This window comes from Bacillus sp. FSL P2-0099, assembly GCF_038007445.1.
Lineage (GTDB): Bacteria > Bacillota > Bacilli > Bacillales > Bacillaceae_G > Bacillus_A > Bacillus_A mycoides.
Map to the genome: position 1 here is coordinate 791,771 of NZ_JBBOXE010000001.1, position 15,501 is coordinate 807,271.

Here is a 15,501-nt window from a genome sequence, read left to right on the forward strand (position 1 = left end):
CTCCGTACTTGTAGTCAATTAAGTTGACTATCTGTAAGGTCTATTGTACTATACATAATATAGTCAATCAAATTGACTATATTATGTTGGTAGAACAAATAATGATTTATATAAATAGAATCAATGGAGGTTTCACATGGTTAATATCGTTAAAATTAGAGGAAGTGTATTTGCACCATATGCATCGCTGGAACCTATTAAGGATCCTGCAACAGGAAGAGTGTTTAAATATGCCGGAGATGCACGTGAATTTACACCATACGCTGTGAACACAAAGCGTTCAAGATTAGAACAAGAAGTGGTTGTTGATTTTTATAAAAGAGAAATTTTCACATATGCAGATGCTTGTATCGTTACTGTGAAAATTACAAATCCAGATGGCTCAATTGAGTATCAAAAAGGAGAAACAAGTACAGAAAACATTGCATGTACAAATATTGTATGGAGTGAAGATGAAGTTTCATTTGAAATGAGAGCAAGTGCAAGTAATCCGTTAAACGCGGCAGCACCTGCAGCTGATTATTTTTTGACTATACGAGTTAATGAAAGTGGTACTGTGCATGTTGAAGGTTTACATGATGGTTTTCCTTGCTATGAATTTTATAAACAAATCGACTTTGGTTCATTTGAATTAATATATACACATGATTTCAGGAAAACGGATGATACCCCAGCAGCACTAGCTGGAGAAATGGAATATAGCTTTAAAACGAAAATCTAGATATAAATATAGCGCTATTTTTTAGAAGGAAGTAGCAAACGTAAAAGAGAAAGCTATTGGTTCTAGGATTGAAATTGTGGTCTATTTTATTCAATAGTATGCAGTATATAAAATTAGAATTACAGGGGTGTTTCTTATGACGAATATCGTTAAAATTAGAGCCAGTGTATTTATTCCAGTGTCTTGGACAGAACCGCGGAAGGATGTACAAACAGGGAAAGTAATCCAATTCGAAGGTGATTCACGTGAATTTACACCACATGCGGTAAATACTATGCGCTCTAGAGTTGAGCAAGAGGTAGTAGTGGACTTTTATAAAGAAGAAGTGTTTTCATATGCAAACACGGGTATTACGACAGAGAAGGTCACAAATCCAGATGGTTCTGTGAATAAAAGAACAGGAAAAGCGAGTACTGAAAATATTGTGTGTACGGATATTTCATGGAATTCTGACGGTGTGCAATTCAAAATGAGTGCAAGCGCTAGTAATCCGTTAAATATGTATGCCCCTCCTGTGGACTATTTATTAACTGTATGTGTGAAAAAGGATGGTAGTATTGATATTCAAGGAGAACATGATGGATTCCCTTGTTTCGAATTTTATAAGCAAGTAGATTTCGGTTCATTTGAACAAATTTATACACATGATTTTAGAGAAACTGGTGATACACCTGAAGCGTTAGGTGGAGAAATGGATTATAGTTTTACAAAGAGTTTATAAGAAGTAGGATAATAAAACGGTTGATTCCTTGATTCGTAAATGAAATGAATTAGTTGGACTACCAAGCAGTGTAGTTGAGAAATGCAAAAGCCAATGAAATCAGTGGCTTTTGCATTTTTACTATACTCTAGGATATTTCAAAAAAATAAAACACTTTACAATATACCCTTAAGGGTATATGATATTATACAAAGTTACAAAGTAATGTATAATATAGTTATAATTACGGAGGTGGTCTACAGTGGAATATAATCAAGATATGAAAAATAGATTGAAACGTATTGAAGGTCAAGTTCGTGGTGTGCTTCGCATGATGGAAGAGGGAAAAGATTGCCGAGATGTTATTACACAGTTAACTGCATCCCGTTCTGCACTTGATCGTACAATTGGACTCGTTGTTGGAACAAATTTAGAGCAATGTTTGCGCGAGCAGTTTGAAACAGGTAATGGTTCAAATGAAGAGTTAATTAAAGAAGCTGTTCAATTACTTGTAAAAAGCCGATAATCTGTCAAACATATGTGTTGACAGATTTTCAAAAACACTTTATTATACCCCTACAGGTATATGTATAATAGTTAGGGAGGAAATGATTATGAGTATAAAAGTTGATATGAATTTAGACTGTAAAGGCTTGGCTTGTCCGATGCCAATTGTGAAGACAAAAAAGGCGATGGAAGGATTGGCATCAGGACAAGTTATTGAAATAGAGGCGACGGATAAAGGATCGACGTTAGATATACAAAGTTGGTCAAATAAAGTAGGGCATCAATATATTGGAACGAAACAAGAGGGAGATATATTAAAGCATTATGTACGAAAATCCCACGAACATGAAGTAAATGAAGTTGTGAAGTATCCTCATACAATTACGAATGGGGAATTGCAAAATATATTATTAAGTGGTGAAGAGTGCACTGTATTAGATGTTCGTGAAGAAGCGGAATTCGTCTTTGGTCATATTCCATCCGCAATTTCGGTGCCGTTAGGTGAATTAGATAGTGCTATGTTAGACAGTGCGAAACCAATTTATGTCGTTTGCCGAACTGGTAACCGTAGTGATGTAGCTTGCCAAGTGTTGAAAGAGAGAGGTTTTTCAAACGTGAAAAATGTCATTCCAGGTATGTTAGAGTGGCAAGGAAATATAGAAAAATAAAATTTTTTAAATATAAATATACCTCAGGGGGTAATTGAATGAGTATTAAACTGTTACAAGCAAAAGATGTCGTAGAGAAAGTTTTATTCGGAGAATTGTTTATTTTAGATGTTCGTAATGAAACGGACTATGAAGATTGGAAAATTGAAGGGAAACAAGTTTCTTCTATAAATAAACCGTATTTTGACTTATTAGATGGTGTAGATCATATTGTAGATGAATTGCCGAGGGAGAAAGAAATTTTAGTCGTATGTGCGAAAGAAGGTTCTTCGCAGTTTGTCGCAGAGCAATTGTTACATGCCGGATTCAATGATGTTTATTATTTAGCTGGTGGTATGAAAGCTTGGAGTGAATATGTAAAGCCGTTAAAAGTAGGAGATGTACAGGGCGGAGGAAGTGTATATCAATTTAACCGTCTTGGAAAAGGCTGTTTATCTTATATGATCGTCTCAAACGGTGAAGCAGCAGTTATTGATGCAGTCAGAACGGTTGAAGCATATGAAGATTTTGCGGAAGAGCATGGCGTTACTATTACGAATGTCATGGATACACATTTGCATGCAGACCATATTTCTGGAGGACGTAGGTTAGCTGAAAAAGTAGGGGGTACGTATTGGTTACCTCCAAAAGATGCGGAGGAAGTCGTTTTCTCATATAAACCGCTTGTTGAAGGATCTGTTATTACGGTGGGGGGTACCAAAATTGAAATTGACGCATTATACTCACCGGGGCATACGATTGGAAGTACATCATTTATTATAGATGATTCCTATTTATTATCAGGCGATATTTTATTTGTAGATTCAATCGGGCGTCCAGATCTTGCTGGGAAGGCGGAAGACTGGGTAGGGGATTTACGAAATACTTTATATAAACGTTATAAGGAATTATCTCAAGATTTAATTGTTTTACCGGCTCACTATTCAAAAATAAGTGAAATGGACGACAGAGGTATTGTGAGTGCGCATTTACAAGATTTATTTAAGGAGAATGTAGGGTTAAATATTGTTGATGAAGTAGAGTTTCGTAAAACTGTGACAGAGAACTTACCGCCTCAGCCGAATGCTTATGAAGAAATTCGTCAAACGAATATGGGTAAGATTTATCCGAGTTTGGAAGAAGAGCGTGAAATGGAGATTGGTCCAAATCGCTGTGCAGTTCATGATTCATTATAAAATAACAAACTGGAGGAATAGATGATGAATGTAAAACAAGTATTAGATGCGAAAGGTTTAGCATGTCCAATGCCGATCGTAAGAACGAAGAGAGCGATGGATACTTTACAAACTGGAGAAGTGTTAGAAGTACATGTAACGGATAAAGGATCAGTAAAAGATATTCCAGCATGGTCAAAAACAGGCGGTCATGAAATAGTAAAGCATAATATAGAGGACGATGTACTGAAGTTTTGGATTAAGAAGGCGTAGTGAAGAACTAGTTTTGTAAAGGCGGAGAGGTTGGTTATATGAATACAATATTAAGTACGCTTTTCATTGTAATTGCTGTATGGTTTGTTATTTCACGTTTTTTACCGGTGAAAGGTGTTCAAAATATAAATGGAAAAGAATTAAAGAGTATAGTGGGAAAACAGGGAAAGCAGGGAAAGCAGTTTATCGATGTTCGTACAGTAGGTGAATATAGAGGAAATCATATGAAGGGATTTCAGAATATCCCGCTAAATGAGTTAGCTAGTAGAGCAAATCAATTAGATAAAAATAAGGAAATAATCGTTATTTGTCAGAGCGGGATGAGGAGTAAGCAAGCAGCAAAAGTATTAAAAAAATTAGGGTTTCAGCGCGTTATCAATGTTTCAGGTGGCATGAACGTTTTGTAAGGAGAAAGTAGGATCAGGTGTAGCTAGATAATTTGAGCCTTTTTACAATTTTTAAAATACCCCTATAGGTAATTAGGAGGAGAACAACATGGAACAACAGAAGAAAACGACGATTGTTTTATTTAGTGGAGATTATGATAAGGCGATGGCAGCTTATATTATTGCAAATGGTGCAGCGGCGTATGATCAAGAGGTGACTATTTTTCATACTTTTTGGGGATTAAATGCTTTAAGGAAAGATGAGCATGTGAAAGTAAAGAAAACGTTCATAGAAAAAGTATTTGGAAAAATGATGCCGCGCGGCGCTGATAAGATGGGATTATCAAAAATGAATTTTGCTGGTATGGGGCCAAAGATGATTAAAGGTATTATGGAAAAACATAATGCGATGCCTTTACCAGATTTAATTGATTTGGCTAAAGAACAGGGAGTTAAACTTGTAGCTTGTCAAATGACAGTAGATTTATTAGGGTTAAAAGAGGAAGAGATTATGGAAGGGGTAGAGTTTGCAGGAGTAGGTGCATATTTAGCAGATGCTTCGGATGGGAATGTGAATTTATTTATTTAAATCACCTTCTTTTTAGAAGGCGGGGGATACAATATGAGTTTAACAGTACTGCTTTTTATTATTGGGTTTATAGGGTCGTTTATATCAGGAATGGTTGGGATTGGCGGGGCAATTATTAATTACCCGATGATCTTATACATTCCAGTATTGCTAGGATTTGCTGGATATACATCACATGAAGTGAGCGGTATTACAGCGATTCAAGTATTCTTTGCAACTTTTGCAGGCGCGTGGGCGTATAGGAAAAGTAACGATATGGATAAAACTTTAGTTGTGTATATGGGAGCTAGTATATTAATAGGAAGCTTTGTAGGTAGCTTTAGTGCGAATTTATTAAATGAGCATGCTGTAAATGTTGTTTACACATTACTAGCTACTATTGCGGCTATTATGATGTTTATACCGAAGCGAAGCAATCGTAAGGGGACAGAAGGAATTATGTACAATAAGTGGCTCGCTAGTTTGCTAGCGTTTATTGTAGGAAGTGTTTCCGGCATTATTGGGGCTGGTGGTGCATTTCTTTTAGTACCGATTATGCTAGTTGTTTTAAAACTACCGATACGTACGACAATAGCAACATCTATCGCTATTACTTTTATTTCCTCGATAGGAATTACTACTGGGAAAGTGATTACTGGACAAATAGTTGTTATTCCGGCTCTTATCGTTGCGATAGCAAGTTTATTTGCCGCTCCTCTTGGAGTGAGAGTAGGGAAGAGAGTGAATCAAAAAGTTTTGCAATACGTATTGTCTACTTTAATTGTAGGAACTGCGATAAAGATGTGGGTTGATATGATATCGAAATAAAAAGATGGTGCTCTTGTAGCACCATCTTTTTAATTACGCCCAAATCACTTTCATTAAGTTCTTATATTCATCGTTTGCCAGTTTATATAGCATTCTCGTATGTTCAAAGACAAGTGCGGGATTAAAGTTTGGTTCTGAGAATGCAAGAGATGTTGAAATATCAATTGCATTTTGTTTGTTTAGCGTGAATTTTGCAAATCGATAAGATGTGTTTAATTCATTGATGACATGTAAAATATCATTTGTTGATGTTGAATCAGGTACAAGAGCAACATTGAAGCAGTATATATCCACAGCAGGATGTTCGCTTTGGAAAGCAGCGATAAGTTGAATTTTTGCGCCAGCTTCTGTTTCTAATCCTACTGAAAAATGTACCGAACCATCATTTTCATCTATATTTTCTTCCATGTATATATCGTTTGATTTTAAGTACTCTTTAAAATCTGAAATGTTATGTTTTACTGCAGCTTTCATATGTATGAGCCCCCTGATAATTGGAATAGATTACTACTATTTATTATAATTTAAAAATATTAAAAAAGATAGTTGGAAAGTTCTGATTTTTTATTTTGAAAGCATTAAAAAGAAGCAGTGCTCTACCTCCATAGAGCACTGCTTCACTTTATTCATTGTCATTAGACGATGTTTCTGTATCTTCACTGTTATTCTTCTTATTTTGAGTTTCATCGTTACTTGATTCGCGTTCACTCGTATTTTCAGACGTAGATTCTTTTGTTTTCTCTGAGTTTGTTTTTTTCGAATCAGAATCAGATTTTGTATAGGCAGGTAGTCCAAGGTGACTACGAAGTTCGTTTGTAACATTAGCTAATTCTTTTTTATCTGGATTGTAGTAGTAAGTTCGACCACCACCAGCTGACTTACTACATGTATCATCACCTTTTGCCATGTAACAATCTTCACCTTGAAGTTGTAATTTCTCAATTTCCGAATCCGATCCATATTTATAGAATGAAAGCATGTCATCGAATGTTAAGTTTGTAACGAATTGTCCGTTAATATCATCAATGATGTTACCAACTTTTGTTACGGATCCAACGCTTGTTAGTTTCTTTAAAATGGCTTCGATAACGAGTTGCTGACGTTGACCACGCATCGCATCACTATCAATGTGCCTTGTTCTAGCAAGAGCAAGAGCTTCTTCACTATTTAACTTTTGAACACCTTTTTTTAGGTGAATTGCTTCGGCGTTATCATTACTATCTTGTTCAGTAAACTCAACTGGTACGTCAACTTCAATGCCGCCTAAATCATCAACGATTTTCATGAATGATTTAAAGTTGAATTTTACAAAGTAATCGACGGGAACATTCATTAATTTTTCAACTGCATCAATACTAGCTTGTGGTCCACCATCTTTTCCGTTTTTAGTAGAACCAAATGCATGAGCGTGTGTAATTTTATCTTTTTTCTTTTCTACTGGAATATAAGTATACGTGTCACGTGGAATACTTAATAGCTTTACAGTTTTGCTATCTTTATTAAACGTTGCAAGTAATAGTGCATCCGTTCTTATAGCTTCACCATATTCTTTCCCACGGACATCGCTTTCATCAACACCCATTATTAAGACAGAGACGTTATTTGTAATAGGTTTTACAGCTTTAGCACGTAAATCAGACTTATCACCGCGTGCTAAATCGTGAGCGGCGTTTCGAACAGCAGAAGATGCTTTATTTACTAAAAACCATGTATAACCGCCACCTATTATTAAAACTAATAGAATAACGCTTATAATAATTTTTGTTTTTTTCTTACCTTTTTTCGGTTTATTGCGTGTATTTTCTTGCAAAGATGGGTTTTGCTCCATTTCTTGTACTCCTTCATTTGAATTGAAATACGACACTCATATCCACTTATTATAATGAAATTTAGCGAAAAAAAACATTACAAATCATTTACATTTCGTAAAAATTCAATTTATTTATAAAAAGTCAGATTTTCTATATTTTATTTTTAAGATGTAGAACAAGTATAATGTGTTTTAGTAGAAATGAAAATATGTAATGTGAGAAAGTGATAGAGAAGTAAGATTTGTTGAAATATAGCCAAGAAGATGTGATTAGCTGTATATGTACTTCTTATATAATAAAGAAAGATTTTACGGATGAAGGAGAGAGCGTAATGAATCATACATCATTCCGAGCAATTGTCGTGAACGAAAAAGAAAATAATCAATTTGAAAGAAATCTTGTTGAGAGAGAAATTAATAGTTTACCTGAAGGAGACGTATTAATACGTGTTTATTATTCTTCATTAAATTATAAAGATGCCCTTTCAGCTACTGGTAATAAAGGTGTAACGAGAACATATCCTCATACACCAGGTATCGATGCAGCGGGAGAGGTAGTTAGTAGTGAAAATAACGCCTTTCAGGAAGGCGATCAAGTTATTGTAACTGGATATGATTTAGGTATGAATACTTCTGGTGGTTTCGGAGAATATATTCGCGTGCCATCATCTTGGGTTGTTCCTTTACCGAAAGAAATGTCTTTGAAGGAAAGTATGATGTACGGGACAGCCGGTTTTACAGCTGCCTTATCGGTATATAAGCTCATTAGAGCGGGAATTACGCCTAGTATGGGAGATGTTTTAGTAACGGGTGCTACGGGCGGAGTAGGCAGTGTAGCAGTTAGCATTTTAGCGAAGCTAGGATATGACGTAGTAGGATCAACTGGGAAAATGGAAGAGGAACAGATGCTGCTACGTTTAGGTGCAAAAAAGATGATTCATCGCGCGGAGTTGAGTGATGAATCAGGAAGACCGATGCTTAAAGGAATATACGCTGGGGTTGTCGATACCGTAGGCGGAAGCATGTTAGAAAGTTCTTTAAAGGTAGTTAAGTATGGAGGCTGTGTAACAACGTGTGGTAACGTAGCAGGGCATGAATTAAATACAACTGTATACCCATTCATATTACGAGGGTAACTAACTGTTACGATTTATTTAACCAATTAAAACTAAAGTTAATTAAATATATCAGTAAGCCCTGCTAGTCAAGTGATTGGCTAGTAGTGAGGGTTAACTGCGGGCAATCCCTAAAGCTGATTGAACTACAACGTGGCTAGAAATGGCGAGCGTGAATGTCGCGAAAGCAGAAAAAATCAATCAGATCGTGCAAGGTTAAATCCTAAACACTAGAACAATGGGTCTTCCGCCTCGAATCATCTAAGTCAAAATGGATAAGATGAACGTTCAACGACTATCTCGTATAACTGACGAGAGTACATCACAAGCCTATGGTGGTGGAAAAATCCTCTATCTCTAAGTAGATAAACATATAGTCTGCGCTCATGTGAAAACATGAGAAGTTCATAAGAGAACTGGCTAAGGAATTGCGCCCTTAGTTGAACAAGATAAATTTTATTGAATCTATCAAACTTTATTGAATTTATCGAACGTACGTGCTGTGTTTGGTTCAATGAGGTGAGAATAATAATGAAATTTTCACGAGTTAGTCAAGTATCGGAATTAACAGGTTTGTATCCTGGTAGTCTCAGGAGAATGCTGGTGGAACACGCTACTATTCAGAAGAACAAATCTTTCATTAAAGAAGTTAAATTCTGATGATATTAGCGAAGAAAGTCAGACTGATTCCAACGCCTGAACAAGAAAAAGTGCTTAGAAACCATGCTGGAGCTGCAAGATTTGCTTATAACTATTGTAAAAGAATGAGTGATAGATACTATAAGCTATTTGGAAAATCTGTTTCACAGTTAGCTTTACAGAAACGATTTACAAAGATCAAGAAGCGAAAGCAATATGAGTGGTTAAAAAATATCAACGCACAAGTTCCCAAACAGGCTTCAAAAGATTTTGACAAGGCGCGAAAAAATTCGTTCGAAAAGTACCAAAATGGTTATCACACTTCTTATAAATCCAAAAAAGATTTAATCCAAGGATTTTATGCCAATTATGAAAGACTGATTATAGGAAAGAAAGTAGTTCATATTCAGTCTATTGGAGAAGTGAAAACAAGCCAACAACTACCAAGAAACAAAAAGCCATCCAATCCAAGAGTTACATTTGATGGTCGTCACTGGTGGATTAGTGTAGGGTTCCAAGAAGACTTTGAATTACAAGAGCTAACCAATGAGTCGATTGGTGTGGATGTTGGTTTAAAAGAGCTGTTTGTGGCTTCTAATGGTATGAAAGAACGAAATATAAATAAAGATGCTAAGGTTAAAAAACTTTTGAAAAGGAAAAAGTCAGCGCAAAGAGATATGTCTAGGAGATTTAAAAAAGGTGTAAAAATTCAATCTGCCGGATATGAAAAAGCTAAAGCGGAGCACCTGCGGTTATCTAGGAAAATTACGAATATCCGAAATAACCATATCCATCAAGCAACAGCAAAATTGGTGAAAACCAAACCAATGAAAATTGTTGTGGAAGACTTACCTATCTCAAACCTGTTAAAAAACAAAAAACTATCGAAAGCATTTTCATTTCAAAAATTAAACTTCTTCTTTCAATGTTTGTCATACAAGTGTGAGAAATATGGCATCGAGTATGTAAAAGCTGATAAATGGTTCGCCTCAAGCAAGATTTGCTCATGTTGCGGAGTAAAATACGACCATTCAGTTCAACCAGAAGGACAGTGGAGTTTAAAGATTCGTGAATGGAACTGTGTTGGGTGCAATAGCCATCACGATAGGGATGTAAATGCTGCGATAAATTTATCAAGATGGGTAAAATAAATGCTTGATAATAGGAGGTAACGATACTGCCTCGTGTGGAGTGTTATACCCCTCGTCCCTTCGGGGTTGCGAGAACACGATGAAGCACTAACTTGTGTAAATTTGATTGAATTGTATAGATTTAGTTAAGTTTATCGTATCGGATTAGCCTTTTAGGAATAGATTCAGTTCAATGTCCAGTAGATGTGAGAAGAGAAGTGTGGGCATTGCTAGCAGGTGAGTGGAAAAATTCAGAGCTATTATCTTATACAGAAGAATGTACATTAAAAGAATTAGATGAGAAGTTTGCACTTATACTGCAAGGAAAGTTAAAAGGAAGAACGGTTGTAAAGATGAAATGAAAAAAGAGACGCTTAAATTAGCGTCTCTTTCCTATTATAATGATTGTTTTAAATTTACTTTTCCTTGTTCGCCTAAAACACCATCAGCGATATTTACAGCGTGATCACCGATACGCTCTAAGTTACTTACCATATCAACGTAGATGATGCTTGCATCACCTGAACAGCTACGTTCGTTCAGACGTAATACGTGACGTTTACGTAGAACACGTTCCATTTGGTCAATTTTACGTTCTTTTGCAATAACCGTTTGTGCTAGTTCAGTATCGAAGTTTGTTAAAGCATTGATTGCATCTTGTAATGTTGAAATTGTTAATTCAAGCATTTCATTTAATTCAGCTAGTGCTTCATCTGATAGTGAAACGCGGTTTGAAATTTGGAAATCTACAAGTTCTACAAGGTTTTCTACATGATCACCGACACGTTCAATATCTCCAACAACACCTGCTAAAACTGAATGTTTTTCAGAGTCTGTAGGTGAAAGTGGTTTTTCTGATAGTAAAACTAAATACTCAATAATTTTTTTATCTAAATTGTTAATAGCTCCTTCTAATTGAGTAGCCATGTCAGCATGTTTTTTATCTTGTGTATTTAAAAATTGGTTTGCTTCTTTTAATCCATGTAATGAAAACTCAGCCATACGAATGATTTCTTTTTGAGCCTCTGTTAAAGCGATAGCTGGAGATTGCTCAATAAAGATTGGATTTAAATGTTGCGGTTTGAAGTTAATAGATGCATCTTCACCACGAATAATTTTTGTTACAATCCAGGCTAATACTGCAATGAATGGGAACTGAATGATTGTATTCGTTACGTTAAACGTCCCGTGTGCAAATGCAATCGTCATTTCTGGATTTAAGTTTAATGACGTTTGGAAATATTGAATTAAACTTGTAAATGGTATTAATATAATCGTAAAGATAATGGTACCGATAATATTAAAGATAACGTGAACTAATGCTGCACGTCTTGCTGCAATTGAAGTACCGATTGCTGCTAATACGGCTGTAATTGTCGTACCGATGTTATCACCGAACAATACAGGAAGAGCAGCTTGTAAGTCGATTGCACCTTGACCGAATAATTCTTGTAAAATACCGATTGTCGCACTTGAACTTTGTACAATTAAAGTGAAGACTGTACCAACAACAATTCCTAAAATTGGATTATCACTCATGCTAACCATTAACTCTTGGAATGACTCTAAAGAACGAAGAGGTTTCATACCTGCGCTCATTAATTCTAAACCGAAGAATAACATACCAAAACCGAATACAACTTGACCTACAGAATGTACTTTTTTATTTTTAAAGAAGAATAGTAAGATTGCTCCAACTGCCATAATTGGGAGAGCGTATTCTCCGATTTTAATTCCGATAATAAATGCAGTAACTGTCGTTCCGATGTTCGCACCCATAATAACACCAATTGCTTGTCTTAATGTCATAAATCCGGCACTTACAAGTCCGACTGTTAAAGCGGTTGTTCCTGAACTTGATTGAATTAATACAGTAACTAACATACCTGCTAGTACACCCATAAGAGGATTTGTTGTAAAACGATCTAGAATATCGCGAAGACGATCTCCAGCTGCTTGTTGCAGTCCATCGCCCATGTATTTAATCCCGAATAAGAAAATACCTAATCCACCAATGAACTGGAAGATCATATCTTGAATATTGTATTCCACGCATTCCACTCCTTAAATTTCATGTACGATGTAATTATTAACTAAACCTTGAGGCACTGTAAACGGTTTGTCTGTAAAATTTACACTAAATTTACAAAGTGATAAAAAGTTTACAATTCTTTAAAGAAACACCTGGATTTAATTGGTTTTCATGCATGGTATATGACTATTTTGTGAAGAAGTCACATTTATCACACTATTTATTGATAGTAAAAATAGGTGAAGGGAAACTACCCAACTGGGTATGCGGATTGGAATTTTATTTTGTTATGATGATGGTTCTTTGCATATTTTTTGATTAAAGTTAGAAAAATATGTAGGGAAACGGGGGAGGTTTGAAATGGATTTATTTAATGAAAGTAAAAAACGATTAAATTATTTTAAACTGTTTTCTTTTGAGATGCTCGCAACAATAAAAAAGAGCAATTCGCATATGAATTTGCTCTGCTTTTTTATGTTAAAAACTTTCGGTGCTTTGCATTTTAACAATTATGCAAAGTGTTTTTTCTTTATTTAGAATCGTCATTATGCTCCATAGTTATGACGACATTTCCCTTCTTATGTCCTTTTTCAACATATATGTGAGCTTCAATAATTTCTTCAAAAGTGTATTGCCTATCAATGACCACTTTTATTTTATCGTTCTCAACAAGTTCTTTAAGGAAATTTAATGCTTCGGAAGTTTCAGGTGCGTTTTGACTTAATATGAGTTTCATGCGACTTGTCAATTTAGTCCAGAGCATTTGAGCACTTGGTAACGGTTCAACGATATTTATATAGGTACCATCTTCCTTTAACATTTTAATACACTCTGAAAAGGAGCTCCTGTTTACCGCTTCAAAGATAACATCATAAGTTTCGTCTGTAGTAGAAAAATTTTTTGTGGTGTAATCAATTACTTCGTCAGCTCCTAGAGATTTGACCAATTCTAAATTGGAGCTACTGCACACACCTGTAACTGTTGCGCCGAAATACTTGGAAATTTGTACTGCATAACTTCCGACACTTCCAGAAGCTCCGTAAATAAGAATGTTTTGACCGCTTTGAACGTTAGCTTTCCTAAGGAAAAATAAAGCTGTACGTGCTCCAATTGGGATGGCTGCGGCTTCTTCATAGGATATGTTGGAGGGCTTTATGCACACTGCTCCACCTTCAGGTAGACAAATATACTCAGCATAAGAACCAAAATTTACTTGGGTAGCTGCAAAAACTTGGTCTCCTTTTTTAAATCGTGTGACGTCTTTTCCTACCGATTCAACTTCACCAGCCAATTCCATTCCGAGTATTTGTTTTTTCGGTTGCTTAAAGCCAAGTGCGATTCGAGCGGGTAGCCAAACAGAAGAGGGAACCGTAAAACTTCGTGAGCGAATATCTCCTGCTGTTACGGTTGTCGCTTTTATTTTTACTAGTATTTCATTGTCCTTAGGAGCAGGTTTTTCTATCTCTTTCAGTTGAAGAACGTCGGGGGGACCGTATTTTGTGTACACTATTGCTTTCATTAATATTTCCTCCAATTCGTTCTATATATTAATATCATACGAACAACATGAATAAATAGAACAGCGGTTCAATCTTCAATACAATGCAAAAAGCAGTGTGATTTTTCTTAGGAATCCACTGCTTTTTGTATTTGTGTATATATGATTTTCTTAGTCCAAGTATCTCAAAAAAGAATCAATTAGCATTACCCAACAGCTTTTTCTGTATTTTTATCTCTATGCTTTTGTTTTCTTATACTTGCAATATAAATGAACAAGAAAGCAATAAGTAATAAAGAGGAATATCGATATACAGTTGCATAATTGGTAAAGTGTGCAATGAATCCAAAAATAATTGCTCCAGCACCAATTCCAAGATCAAATGCTGAGAAGAATGTTGCTGTTGCTACTCCTCTCCGGTGCGGTGCTACTCGGTCAATCATCCATGCTTGTAGTGCCGGTTGAATTGCTCCGAAACCACTGCCGTAGCACGCTGCGGCAATAATTAAACTCGGAATTGTAGTTGTATACGACAGCAAGATAATACCTGTAAACGTAATAATAACTCCTGGAATGATGACGAATGTATGGCCTTTCGTATCATATAATCTTCCAGAAAACGGACGAGTTACAGCGATTGCAAGTGCGTTAAATAAAAAGAAAAGACTGATATCAGCAATCCCGACTTCCGTAGCAAATAATGTGATAAAGCTCCCAATTCCCCCGTACATTAATGTAATACATAATATTAATAATGAAGGAAGTAAAGCTTTACGCTCAATAAATCCATCGAGAAAGGTACCAGATGTTTGCTGTGGTGGTTGCGGCGATTTTTTGATTTGAAGTAGTTTCGTTAATATTAATGAAACTATTGTGCATGAAAGTGCACATAAAAAAAGAATCGTGAAGTTATATGCTTGCATAAGCCAAAGTCCGATAAGTGGACCGAGCGCCATGGCGATAGTTCCAGAAAGACCGAAATATCCCATGCCTTCACCGCGGCGAGCTTGCGGAATTAAATCTGAAACGACAGTTCCGTATGTAGTCGTTGTAATACCAAAACCAGCTCCGTGTAAAATTCGAACGGCAAGCAATAGGAAAACGGTTGAAGCGAAAAGATAACTGCCCATAGCGAGTAAACAAATAGCGGTACCGATCATTAAAATGATTTTTTTGTTGAATTTCTGCAAGGCATTTCCAGTTAGCGGCCTAATAAAAAGTGCTGCAACGGTAAACATGCCGACAACGAATCCGATATTTGAACTTGTGCCCCCAATTTCTTTCACATAAACAGGTAAAGTTGGAATTAACATTTGAAATCCTAAAAACATACATAAGTTTGCTAGAATTAGCGCAATAAACTCTTTTGTCCATAACGGTTCTCGTTTTACGAGTACTGCCTCTCCCATATATTCATCCCCTATATAAAAGTTTTCTCTATTCTTTCGAGTATATGTATTGGTCAACGTAAC

Annotated in this window: 15 protein-coding genes and 2 pseudogenes; 12 read left to right on the forward strand and 5 right to left on the reverse strand. The window is 35.8% G+C overall.

The genetic code is table 11. The annotated features are described in order from the left end of the window. Positions 1–136 precede the first annotated feature (136 nt). From MKY90_RS04040 to MKY90_RS04080, 9 genes are all read left to right on the forward strand, one after another. Positions 137–721 (forward strand): DUF3238 domain-containing protein, encoded by a 585-nt coding sequence (locus MKY90_RS04040; protein WP_341090425.1) that lies wholly within the window; start codon positions 137–139, stop codon positions 719–721. Between the two features lie 136 nt (positions 722–857). Beyond that, positions 858–1,442: a DUF3238 domain-containing protein gene (locus MKY90_RS04045; RefSeq protein WP_078178478.1), complete on the forward strand. Its 585-nt coding sequence runs from the start codon at positions 858–860 to the stop codon at positions 1,440–1,442. 241 nt (positions 1,443–1,683) lie between these two features. Then, positions 1,684–1,947, forward strand: coding sequence for a metal-sensitive transcriptional regulator (locus MKY90_RS04050; protein ID WP_000456201.1), 264 nt, complete (start codon positions 1,684–1,686; stop codon positions 1,945–1,947). An 88-nt stretch (positions 1,948–2,035) separates the two neighbouring features. Beyond that, positions 2,036–2,596 (forward strand): sulfurtransferase TusA family protein, encoded by a 561-nt coding sequence (locus MKY90_RS04055; RefSeq protein WP_002125386.1) that lies wholly within the window; start codon positions 2,036–2,038, stop codon positions 2,594–2,596. A gap of 38 nt (positions 2,597–2,634) precedes the next feature. Beyond that, positions 2,635–3,771, forward strand: coding sequence for an MBL fold metallo-hydrolase (locus MKY90_RS04060; protein ID WP_215599036.1), 1,137 nt, complete (start codon positions 2,635–2,637; stop codon positions 3,769–3,771). Positions 3,772–3,792: 21 nt separating this feature from the next. Further along, positions 3,793–4,023 carry a sulfurtransferase TusA family protein gene (locus MKY90_RS04065; RefSeq protein ID WP_002029907.1) on the forward strand — a complete coding sequence of 77 codons (231 nt, stop codon included), beginning with the start codon at positions 3,793–3,795 and terminating at the stop codon, positions 4,021–4,023. A gap of 38 nt (positions 4,024–4,061) precedes the next feature. Continuing rightward, positions 4,062–4,430, forward strand: coding sequence for a rhodanese-like domain-containing protein (locus MKY90_RS04070; RefSeq protein ID WP_341090431.1), 369 nt, complete (start codon positions 4,062–4,064; stop codon positions 4,428–4,430). 88 nt (positions 4,431–4,518) lie between these two features. Next, positions 4,519–4,998 carry a DsrE/DsrF/DrsH-like family protein gene (locus MKY90_RS04075; protein WP_063219345.1) on the forward strand — a complete coding sequence of 160 codons (480 nt, stop codon included), beginning with the start codon at positions 4,519–4,521 and terminating at the stop codon, positions 4,996–4,998. 33 nt (positions 4,999–5,031) lie between these two features. Further along, positions 5,032–5,805: a sulfite exporter TauE/SafE family protein gene (locus tag MKY90_RS04080; RefSeq protein WP_098167908.1), complete on the forward strand. Its 774-nt coding sequence runs from the start codon at positions 5,032–5,034 to the stop codon at positions 5,803–5,805. A gap of 33 nt (positions 5,806–5,838) precedes the next feature. Here MKY90_RS04080 and MKY90_RS04085 read toward each other — a convergent pair whose 3' ends face one another. Next, positions 5,839–6,279 (reverse strand): hypothetical protein, encoded by a 441-nt coding sequence (locus MKY90_RS04085; RefSeq protein WP_002029912.1) that lies wholly within the window; start codon positions 6,277–6,279, stop codon positions 5,839–5,841. A gap of 148 nt (positions 6,280–6,427) precedes the next feature. Then, positions 6,428–7,633, reverse strand: a complete 1,206-nt coding sequence (locus tag MKY90_RS04090) for an LCP family protein (RefSeq protein ID WP_002140463.1) — start codon at positions 7,631–7,633, stop codon at positions 6,428–6,430. A gap of 314 nt (positions 7,634–7,947) precedes the next feature. On the opposite strand from MKY90_RS04090, the pseudogene MKY90_RS04095 reads away from it, so the two are divergent. The 3 genes and pseudogenes from MKY90_RS04095 to MKY90_RS04105 form a co-directional block, all read left to right on the forward strand. Beyond that, positions 7,948–8,748 (forward strand): annotated as a pseudogene (locus MKY90_RS04095) (YhdH/YhfP family quinone oxidoreductase); the annotation flags it as partial. A 641-nt stretch (positions 8,749–9,389) separates the two neighbouring features. Continuing rightward, a complete protein-coding gene (locus MKY90_RS04100; RefSeq protein ID WP_215599035.1) occupies positions 9,390–10,520 on the forward strand; it encodes an RNA-guided endonuclease InsQ/TnpB family protein in 1,131 nt (376 codons plus the stop codon). 143 nt (positions 10,521–10,663) lie between these two features. Continuing rightward, positions 10,664–10,861: pseudogene (locus MKY90_RS04105) on the forward strand (oxidoreductase); the annotation flags it as partial. 34 nt (positions 10,862–10,895) lie between these two features. On the opposite strand, the gene MKY90_RS04110 reads toward MKY90_RS04105, so the two are convergent. The 3 genes from MKY90_RS04110 to MKY90_RS04120 form a co-directional block, all read right to left on the reverse strand. After that, positions 10,896–12,551 (reverse strand): Na/Pi cotransporter family protein, encoded by a 1,656-nt coding sequence (locus MKY90_RS04110; RefSeq protein ID WP_002010739.1) that lies wholly within the window; start codon positions 12,549–12,551, stop codon positions 10,896–10,898. A gap of 509 nt (positions 12,552–13,060) precedes the next feature. Then, a complete protein-coding gene (locus MKY90_RS04115) occupies positions 13,061–14,050 on the reverse strand; it encodes an NAD(P)-dependent alcohol dehydrogenase (protein ID WP_002169108.1) in 990 nt (329 codons plus the stop codon). A 185-nt stretch (positions 14,051–14,235) separates the two neighbouring features. After that, positions 14,236–15,438 (reverse strand): MFS transporter, encoded by a 1,203-nt coding sequence (locus tag MKY90_RS04120; protein WP_098167504.1) that lies wholly within the window; start codon positions 15,436–15,438, stop codon positions 14,236–14,238. Positions 15,439–15,501 lie beyond the last annotated feature (63 nt).

What these genes read in the sequence shown, in the direction of transcription:
- MKY90_RS04040 (WP_341090425.1), top strand. Translation starts at nt 137, where the DNA reads ATGGTTAATATCGTTAAAATTAGAGGAAGTGTATTTGCACCATATGCA.
- MKY90_RS04045 (WP_078178478.1), top strand. Translation starts at nt 858, where the DNA reads ATGACGAATATCGTTAAAATTAGAGCCAGTGTATTTATTCCAGTGTCT.
- MKY90_RS04055 (WP_002125386.1), top strand. Translation starts at nt 2,036, where the DNA reads ATGAGTATAAAAGTTGATATGAATTTAGACTGTAAAGGCTTGGCTTGT.
- MKY90_RS04060 (WP_215599036.1), top strand. Translation starts at nt 2,635, where the DNA reads ATGAGTATTAAACTGTTACAAGCAAAAGATGTCGTAGAGAAAGTTTTA.
- MKY90_RS04065 (WP_002029907.1), top strand. Translation starts at nt 3,793, where the DNA reads ATGATGAATGTAAAACAAGTATTAGATGCGAAAGGTTTAGCATGTCCA.
- MKY90_RS04070 (WP_341090431.1), top strand. Translation starts at nt 4,062, where the DNA reads ATGAATACAATATTAAGTACGCTTTTCATTGTAATTGCTGTATGGTTT.
- MKY90_RS04075 (WP_063219345.1), top strand. Translation starts at nt 4,519, where the DNA reads ATGGAACAACAGAAGAAAACGACGATTGTTTTATTTAGTGGAGATTAT.
- MKY90_RS04080 (WP_098167908.1), top strand. Translation starts at nt 5,032, where the DNA reads ATGAGTTTAACAGTACTGCTTTTTATTATTGGGTTTATAGGGTCGTTT.
- MKY90_RS04085 (WP_002029912.1), bottom strand. Translation starts at nt 6,279, where the DNA reads ATGAAAGCTGCAGTAAAACATAACATTTCAGATTTTAAAGAGTACTTA.
- MKY90_RS04090 (WP_002140463.1), bottom strand. Translation starts at nt 7,633, where the DNA reads ATGGAGCAAAACCCATCTTTGCAAGAAAATACACGCAATAAACCGAAA.
- MKY90_RS04100 (WP_215599035.1), top strand. Translation starts at nt 9,390, where the DNA reads ATGATATTAGCGAAGAAAGTCAGACTGATTCCAACGCCTGAACAAGAA.
- MKY90_RS04115 (WP_002169108.1), bottom strand. Translation starts at nt 14,050, where the DNA reads ATGAAAGCAATAGTGTACACAAAATACGGTCCCCCCGACGTTCTTCAA.
- MKY90_RS04120 (WP_098167504.1), bottom strand. Translation starts at nt 15,438, where the DNA reads ATGGGAGAGGCAGTACTCGTAAAACGAGAACCGTTATGGACAAAAGAG.